General features: G+C 39.4%; 9 protein-coding genes. 3 read left to right on the top strand and 6 right to left on the bottom strand.

Translation table 11 applies throughout. The features are described 5' to 3' along the window. From V7161_RS21830 to V7161_RS21820, 3 genes are all read right to left on the bottom strand, one after another. Positions 1-741 (bottom strand): L,D-transpeptidase family protein (locus tag V7161_RS21830; RefSeq protein ID WP_335714969.1); only part of this gene is annotated, 741 nt, incomplete at its 3' end. A gap of 187 nt (positions 742-928) precedes the next feature. Further along, complete coding sequence (locus V7161_RS21825) at positions 929-1,396, bottom strand: CcdC family protein (protein WP_335714968.1); 468 nt, start codon at positions 1,394-1,396, stop codon at positions 929-931. Between the two features lie 80 nt (positions 1,397-1,476). After that, the gene (locus tag V7161_RS21820; protein ID WP_335714967.1) at positions 1,477-2,184 is read right to left on the bottom strand and encodes a cytochrome c biogenesis CcdA family protein; all 708 of its coding nucleotides are present in this window, start codon (positions 2,182-2,184) and stop codon (positions 1,477-1,479) included. Between the two features lie 278 nt (positions 2,185-2,462). Between V7161_RS21820 and V7161_RS21815 the strand changes: the two genes are divergently transcribed. Then, positions 2,463-2,639, top strand: a complete 177-nt coding sequence (locus tag V7161_RS21815; protein ID WP_335714966.1) for an aspartyl-phosphate phosphatase Spo0E family protein — start codon at positions 2,463-2,465, stop codon at positions 2,637-2,639. Between the two features lie 37 nt (positions 2,640-2,676). On the opposite strand, the gene V7161_RS21810 is transcribed toward V7161_RS21815, so the two are convergent. The 3 genes from V7161_RS21810 to V7161_RS21800 all read right to left on the bottom strand — a co-directional run bounded on the left by V7161_RS21810 (position 2,677) and on the right by V7161_RS21800 (position 6,753). After that, positions 2,677-4,473: an ABC transporter ATP-binding protein gene (locus tag V7161_RS21810; protein ID WP_335714965.1), complete on the bottom strand. Its 1,797-nt coding sequence runs from the start codon at positions 4,471-4,473 to the stop codon at positions 2,677-2,679. A gap of 1 nt (position 4,474) precedes the next feature. Then, entirely contained in the window at positions 4,475-6,226 is a 1,752-nt protein-coding gene (locus tag V7161_RS21805) for an ABC transporter transmembrane domain-containing protein (protein WP_335714964.1), read from the bottom strand. 203 nt (positions 6,227-6,429) lie between these two features. Further along, complete coding sequence (locus V7161_RS21800) at positions 6,430-6,753, bottom strand: hypothetical protein (RefSeq protein WP_335714963.1); 324 nt, start codon at positions 6,751-6,753, stop codon at positions 6,430-6,432. A gap of 288 nt (positions 6,754-7,041) precedes the next feature. On the opposite strand from V7161_RS21800, the gene V7161_RS21795 reads away from it, so the two are divergent. Next, positions 7,042-7,380: an ArsR/SmtB family transcription factor gene (locus tag V7161_RS21795; RefSeq protein WP_335714962.1), complete on the top strand. Its 339-nt coding sequence runs from the start codon at positions 7,042-7,044 to the stop codon at positions 7,378-7,380. Positions 7,381-7,399: 19 nt separating this feature from the next. Continuing rightward, on the top strand, positions 7,400-7,888 hold the full coding sequence (locus V7161_RS21790) for an SRPBCC domain-containing protein (RefSeq protein WP_335714961.1): 489 nt from the start codon (positions 7,400-7,402) through the stop codon (positions 7,886-7,888). The last annotated feature ends 233 nt before the right edge of the window (positions 7,889-8,121 follow it).

The raw sequence follows: 8,121 nt of genomic DNA, 5'->3' as shown, positions 1-8,121 counted from the left end.
CCAGCCAGTTTGCCTAACCCCTTTTCCATCCAGATAATAAGTCTTGCTGCCAAGAGACAACCAACCTGTCTTCATAATTCCGTTATTATCAAAAAAATACGATTTGCCGTTAACAGTCTGCCAGCCGGTTTTTGCCGTACCATTTGCATAGTAATAGGTTTTACCGTTCGTCACGACCCAGCCATTAAGTGGTGCAGGATTCTCATTGTCTATTCCACCAGAAGCAGGAATGCTCACACCATAACCATTCGCTTGAGCAATCTCGTCGAAGCTGCTGTTCGAATAGGTGATGACCACGGTTGTAAACTTTTGGACTTGGTCAAACAGCCAGCGCACTTCCTCATTATGCATCCGGACACAGCCGTGACTGACATATTTACCAATGGAATTTTCATTATTATTGCCATGAATCCCGTAGGTTGTGCCGTATGTACCTCTTGCTTCAAGCCCCATCCAACGGTTTCCTAAAGGATTTCGGGGATCCCCACCGGCAATATGTTCTTTATAGTAGGGCCGATTTACGATCTTGTTGACAATCCTAAATTTCCCTTCCGGTGTCAAATCTCTTGTTTTCCCCGTTGCCACTTTAAAGGTCCTAACCAAATGACCGCCATCATAAAAGGCAAGTGTATTCGTCCTTTTATTAATGATAATAAACTGGGAATTGCCGGCTGCTTCTATTTGGATTGCGGGTAACAAAAGGCCTAGTAACAGAACAAAAATAACCGATACTTTTCTCATTGGTATCTCCCCAATCACGTTGTCATCCGTAAAACACATGAGATATCGGAGGATTCTGTTAAACCAACACGAGACAATAGCAAAAGCGGTATACAAAATTATAAGCTTAATAATTTTTATTAAGCGTTTTCACTTTATATTCATTAGCAGAGCATTAAAAAAACACTGACTCGGGAAGAGTCAGTGTTTATCCATGTAATTGCTTATAGAGTTTTTTATAATCCCGGTACATTGCCACTCGCCATGGCACGATCATACTAAATGCAAGCAGGAAGAACATGCCGCTAAGCTGGCCAATATCGATTGTACTGCTTAAAATCGTTTTTAAAACAACGCGGAGTACTAATAATCCGACTAAAATAAATATAAACGCCTTTGATCGCTTTAGATAAATATCATTGTCACGAATTTCAAATTGTGAGGTTTTAATCAACAAGATCGAAAAAAGCATTCCGACAATGACCGCTTCTAAAATTTCCATCGGTGTTAACCGAAATTGCGGAACCAGGTACATCAAGGCACCGCTGGACATGAAAAAAGGCGGCAGAATAATCTTTTTAAGATTTGTGGGTTTGTTTGCTGCCTTCATTCGTATGAATAAGACAAAAAAGCCCATAAAAACTGCTCCGATTGAAGAAACAACAACGTAGTTCATAGGATTCTCTTCCTTATCTAAGAATTTACTTACATATTATACATCAGAATATAAAAATTGAACAAAATTTTTATATGTAATTAGAATCCAGTAAAACCTCCGAACAAACCGGAGAAAAGGGTAATGATTTTGGTCATCCAGTCAAAGAATAGGACGATCCCCATGACAATCATGATATAGCCGCCAATTTTCATAATCTTGCCGCTGTTCTTTTTAATCCATTTCATTCGTCCGACAAAGAAGGATAGGATGAGAAACGGAATTGCGAAGCCAAGTGAATAGGCAAGCATATATAAAACTCCTGAACTAGGGTTTGTTGCCGCAAGGGAAATAACGATTGAAAGAATTGGACCCGTACAAGGTGTCCAGCCCGCTGCAAAGGCCATCCCGATTAAAATGGAACCAAAGTAGCCCGCAGGACGATTTTTAAACTCGAAACGGCGGTCCTTCATCAGAAAATCCGGTTTGAATACTCCAACGATAACAAGTCCAAAGAATACAATAAAAATGCCACCAAGCTGACGAATGAGATCTTTATAGGATAAGAAAAAGCTGCCAAGGAAGGATGTCCCAAAGCCGATGGCAATAAAAATAATCGAAAATCCTAATAGGAAAAACAAGGTGTGAAGCAAACTGCGCTTTTGCAGTAAAGCATTTTCACTTTGTAATTCCCCTACCGACATTCCAGTGATGTACGATAAAAAGGCGGGATAAAGAGGCAGGCAGCATGGTGAAATAAAGCTCAAAAATCCCGCACCTAAAGCTAAAAATATATTTACATCTGACATATTAACACTCCCACTATAGTCGATACCCTTTCATTCTAACAAAACTTTTACTTAAAAGATAATGATTATCATGAATATTTTGTGACTCTGACTACATTCTGTTCCTTCAACATACTCTCTATTTTCAAAATTTATGTCCGTCGAGATTGGATAATTTCTTACAATTTCCTTTGAAATTATTTACATCATAGGTTATACTAGTAAAACAATGCCTTTTGGTAGTTTAGTATGATATTTCTACCAAAAAAATTGGAGATTATCCGGAAAGGAACTCGCCCGTGATCAAACAAGATTTAGTAAACTTAATTGAAAAAAAGCGAGCTGAATTAATTCAAGTCGCGATCACCAACGGCTTGACCTCCTCCGTTGCCATTCGCTACAGCCAGGAGCTAGACAATCTATTAAATGAATATAATCGTATGTATATAAAGAAAGTATCACACTCTACTTATTAAATCATGCAAAAAGCCTGGCAACACGCCAGGCTTTTTTCTATAAATTCATGACATCCTCATATCTTTCTACTGCTCCATTTTGCAGAAGGAACATTTTGTGATACAACCCGCCAAGAGCCAGCAGCTCTTGATGCGTGCCCCGCTCTACGATTTCTCCCTGATGCAGCACAAGAATGAGATCCGCATCTTGGATAGTTGATAAACGGTGGGCAATCGCAATGGTCGTTCTGCCCTTTCGCATTTTGGAAAGTGCCGTTTGAATCGCTTCTTCGGTTTCTGTATCAATATTGGCCGTTGCTTCATCTAGTACTAGTATTTTTGGATTCGCGGCAATCGTCCTCGCAAAAGCGATAAGCTGTCGTTGACCGCTCGAGAAGGTTGCGCCCCTCTCCACTACTTTATGGTCAAACCCATCATCCAGTTTTTCAATGAAGGTATGGGCCTGGACAAACTTTGCCGCCTCCATTACCTGCTCATCGGACATGTCTTGATTATGAAGGCGGATATTATCCTTGACGGTTCCAAAAAACAAAAACGGATCCTGGAGGACAAGCCCCATTTTTTCACGTAGCTCTGGTTTTGTATATTGACGAATGGATTCCCCATCAATCAAGATTTCACCCTGTTCATATTCATAAAAGCGCATCATTAAATTAATAATCGAACTTTTCCCACTTCCGGTATGGCCAACAAGGGCGACTGTTTCTCCTGGATTTGCGGTAAAGGAAATATTTTTTAACACTTTCCGCTTACCGTCATAGGAAAAACTTAAATCTTTAAATTCGATTTTTCCCTTTTCGATTGCCCTTTCTTTTTCATCGTTCTGAGCGGGTTCCAGCTCCTGTTCATCCAACAATTTAAAGACACGAGAACCAGCCACAATCGCTTGCTGGTATAAGGAGAGTCTCATCATCATTTGATTAACCGGCTCAAAAAAACGATCCAAATAATTGATAAAGGCATAAATGACACCAATTTCAATACTGTGTTGGAAGGAAGTGATACCGAAGTAGCTCAGCACAATGATCAGGGCAAACGTATAAATAAGGTCTATGGCCGGCCTTAACAACAATCCGTCAATTTTTATATTTTTCATTCCGGCACTGTAGTGCTGATTGTTAATCTCACCGAACTCATTACGCAGACGTTTTTCCTGGCGAAACACTTGAATGATCGACATTCCCTGAAGTGCCTCTGCCAGCTTGGCGTTTAATTGGCTCAGTCTCTCCCGCATGGCGAGGTAATAGCGTGAACTTAATTTTCGGTACAAGGCCATGACATAGATTAGGATGGGAATGATGATGACACAAAACAAGGCTAGCTTTACATTCAAAATGAACATCGCAATGAATATTCCCGACAGCAGGAAGCCACTTTGAATAAACGTAGAAAGGACCGTTACAAACATCTCTTTAATAGCTTCCGTATCATTCGTTACCCGTGACACTATGCTTCCGGCAGGCGTTTTATCGAAATACTTTAAACCAAGTGCCTGTACCTTGGAAAAAACATCAATTCGCAACTGCTGAATAATATAAAGGGCAATCTCCTGAAACTTCACTAATTGAAAAAAGAACAGGATCGCTTTTACTATCTGGATTCCCATGTAGATGGACCCCAGAATGAGTAAAGGTCGAAACGCCAGCTTCCCTGGCGTCAAATAATCATCGATAAAGATTTTAACCAGGATTGGGAGAACGATATCTCCTATCGTTGTTAACAGTAGTAAGATAAAGGCAATCCCAATGATTTTTTTATGCGGTTTTGTATAGGAAAGAAGACGGAATAAGATTTTTCGTTGCTCCCGTTCCGAAAGCTGTACTTTCTCTTCCATATTAATGCCCCCCATGCTCAACCAACTCTTCTAGCTGCTGGTGTAAATACATTTCTTTGTACCATCCGTCAAATTCCATGAGTTCTTCATGCGTACCTCGCTCGATAATTCGGCCATCCTCAAGAACTAGAATCAGATTGGCGTGTTGGATGGCACTCAACCGGTGTGAAGTAATGATCGTGGTTTTCCCTTCTCGGTTTTGCTTTAATGACGAAAGGATTGCTTCCTCTGTTTTGGCATCCACCGCTGATAGGGAATCGTCAAGGACCAATACTTCAGGATTCATCAATAATGCTCTGGCAATGGAAATTCGTTGTTTTTGCCCGCCGGATAACGACACTCCCCGTTCACCGACGATCGTTTGATATCCATCTGAAAATTGAAGGATATCTTCATGGATATTGGCTAAAGCTGCGGCATTTTCAATTTCCTCTTTTGCCGCAGATGGATTGGTAAAGGCAATATTTTCTGCCACAGTCGCTGAAAATAAGAAATGATCCTGTGGAACATAGCCGATCGCTTCGCGTAATTTTGCTAGTTTATAGTCTTGCAGTGCTTTTTCGCCAAAAAGAATATCCCCATGATATCCTTCAAACTCGCGAATAAGCAGCTTTAACAAAGTTGTCTTTCCTGCACCCGTTTTGCCGACAATTCCTAGAGTTTCACCTTTATTTAAAGAAAAAGTGATATCTTTTAGGATGGGACGTGATTCCCCAGGGTAAGTAAATTCTGCAAGTCTGTATTGAATATCCCCGCACGGAATCATATCCAAGGCATCCTCTTTATCTGTGATTTCTACTTTTTCTCGAAGGAGAGCCGCAACCCTGTCGTAGGAAGCACGTCCGCGTTCCACGATGTTAAATAACCAGCCGAACGCCAGCATCGGCCAGATTAACAGCCCCAAATAGGTCGTAAACGAAATTAATTCCCCAATCGTTAGCTCGTTGTTGAGAACATATTTTGCGCCAAACACAATGGATAGGAAGAAGGAAATACCAACTATAATTGAAATGGTAGGGTCATAGAGGGAATCTATTTTTGCCACTACAATGTTTTTTTGTACAACGTCTTCCGATTGTTTGCGGAAATCTTCTATATCTTCTAGTTCCTGCCCAAATGTTTTGATGACTTTGATTCCTGTTATACTTTCCTGTGTTTTATCGTTTAGTGATGAGAATGCTTCCTGAGCCTTATGAAAGCTTTTATGTAACATGGTCCCGAACCAATTGGTCAAGATCGCCATAATCGGCATGGGAATCAAGCAAATCAGCGTTAATTTCCAGCTGATCGTAAATGCCATGGCGATGATGACAAATCCACCGGTTGAAAGCGAGTCAACCAGCGTTAAAACACCGGCACCGGCTGTTTGTTGAATTGCTTGGAGATCGTTTGTCGCATGAGCCATTAAATCACCAATTCGACTTTTTTGATAAAAGGCCGGCGACATTTTCGTAAAATGCTGAAACAAGCGATCCCTTAGTATCCTGCTTAGTTTGACGGACGAACCAAAAATCATAATTCTCCAAAAATATCGTAGAACATACATCGATAGACCGGTGCCTACCAGGACCAACATCCATTGAATCAGGATCCCCTTTGTCATTGTTCCATCGTGAATATGGTCTGCAATTATGCCGATTACTTTTGGCGGGACCAAGGTTAAAAGCGCTACCAACATTAAAAGAAAGATCCCGGATATGTATGCCTTTTTCTCCTGCTTAAAAAACCAGCCTAATTCTAAAAATACCTTCATTCAAACGCCCCCAAAGGATGTTGTTAAAAATGACCATCCGACATGCTGAAGTTTTATTTTATCAAATATTTGTAAAATAATAAAGATTAGAAATAATCACCTATTATTGCATAAAAAAAGAGAGGAATCCCTCTCTCCTTCGTCATATTTCCAATCAAAAAGAAAAAACACTTAAAATATGAGTGCTAAGTGTTCTGGATTATCTATTTAAATTTAGTCCAATCATACATGGTTTGCCTTTGTTTTCTAGCTCTTTCCAGTTTCTTGCTTTCCACTTGTTTTTCTTTAGTAAAATTCATGATATAACCACATTCTTCACAAATATAAGAAAATAGGTTTACTCTCTCGGGAATTTTGTTTAGTGGATTGTCCTCTTCAGATTCCAAATAAAACTGCACCCCTGCTTCAGTCTTAACATTCCACTTAATTTTCTCATCAAATTTTTCGTAATTGGCAACAAAATAACCCTTTCGAAAATGTGTTCCTTTACAGACAAGACATTCAATTTCACTTACATGCTTTTTCACTTCCAGCACCTCCAATAAATTTTATGAAGGTTCGTGACTTCTAATAACACATAAGCAAAAAAGGGACATAGGTTTACTTTTTAAGGCTAGTATATTTTGTGTGCGCTTATCCTCTTTCATCATAAATTTGAATTATTTTCGCTTATCAAATTGCACAAAAGTCCGTTAGCCAAAGTAAAGTTGTAATGTTTGTGAAGTAGACTTGTCCGAAGTATTCCTTGACGGGAATATTCTTATTTAGGTATATTAAAAAATAATATTGTTTTAAAGGAGTTGGGAAAATAAGGGATGGATTATACGACAATCTTAAGCGCTCTTGCCGAGCCTAATAGGTTGCAGATTGTTGAATTACTTCGAATGGGCCCATTAACAGTGGGGGAAATAGCAGACCATCTTCATATTCGCCAGCCTCAAGCATCTAAACATCTTCGTGTATTGTTTAAAGCAGGAATGGTGGAGTTTTCAGTAGAAGCGAATCGTCGAATCTACAATCTGAGGTCAGAGCCCTTTAAAGCCTTAGATTTATGGCTAAAAAAATACCGCGACATTTGGGAAGAAAAATTCGACAACTTGGATCGTTATTTGCATGATCTACAACAGAGAGAAAATAAACGGAATGAAAACTAAAATTATTGGAGGAATCAACATGTCCAATCAAATCAAAATCACACATACTTTCAATGCTCCACGTGAACTTGTGTTTAAGGCATTAACTGAATCAGAACACCTAAAGAACTGGTGGGGGCCAAAAGGATGGACATTCGAGGTTTCTAAATCAGATTTCCGTCCGGGCGGTGTCTTTCACTACAGCCAGAAACCTGCTGACGGAAACGTAATGTGGGTTAAATTTTTATACAGTGAAATTATTGCACCAGAGAAAATTGTTTACACTAGTTTCTTTTCTGATGAAGAAGGTAACATTGTACGTGCGCCCTTTGACGCAAATTGGCCTATGGAAACCCAGAATACCATTACGCTAACCGAAGATGAAGGAAAAACAACCCTTACAATGACCGTGGTTCCCGTATCCCCGACAGCGGATGAGATTAAAACCTTCGAGGATTCAAAAGAGATGGCTCAGGAAGGATATACCGGAACCTTTTATCGATTAGATGAATACCTACCAAAGATATAAACCGTTAAAATAGCCACAGCAAAAACACCGACCACCGGTGTTTTTTGTTATTAATAACTTATCTCTTTTGTAAATTCGGAGCATTTAATAATACTCATTCGTTAAACACATCTTTTTCTATAGAAGTTAAATACAGTACACTTTACCATAAATCATAATGATATTTTCTAGAAAGTAATTAACAAATTTTGTCCAAAAATAAAAAGAGTGACCATTTTAATATGGTACCTGTA

This window comes from Neobacillus drentensis (genome assembly GCF_036965425.1).
Taxonomy (GTDB): domain Bacteria; phylum Bacillota; class Bacilli; order Bacillales; family Cytobacillaceae; genus Neobacillus; species Neobacillus drentensis_F.
The sequence above is the reverse complement of the archived record's forward strand: the minus strand, read 5'-3'. Positions and strand labels throughout refer to the sequence as shown.

Bases quoted from the DNA above. Each gene is read 5' to 3' on its own strand.
- V7161_RS21795 (WP_335714962.1), top strand. From the start codon at position 7,042: ATGGATTATACGACAATCTTAAGCGCTCTTGCCGAGCCTAATAGGTTG.
- V7161_RS21790 (WP_335714961.1), top strand. From the start codon at position 7,400: ATGTCCAATCAAATCAAAATCACACATACTTTCAATGCTCCACGTGAA.
- V7161_RS21810 (WP_335714965.1), bottom strand. From the start codon at position 4,473: ATGGAAGAGAAAGTACAGCTTTCGGAACGGGAGCAACGAAAAATCTTA.
- V7161_RS21820 (WP_335714967.1), bottom strand. From the start codon at position 2,184: ATGTCAGATGTAAATATATTTTTAGCTTTAGGTGCGGGATTTTTGAGC.
- V7161_RS21825 (WP_335714968.1), bottom strand. From the start codon at position 1,396: ATGAACTACGTTGTTGTTTCTTCAATCGGAGCAGTTTTTATGGGCTTT.
- V7161_RS21805 (WP_335714964.1), bottom strand. From the start codon at position 6,226: ATGAAGGTATTTTTAGAATTAGGCTGGTTTTTTAAGCAGGAGAAAAAG.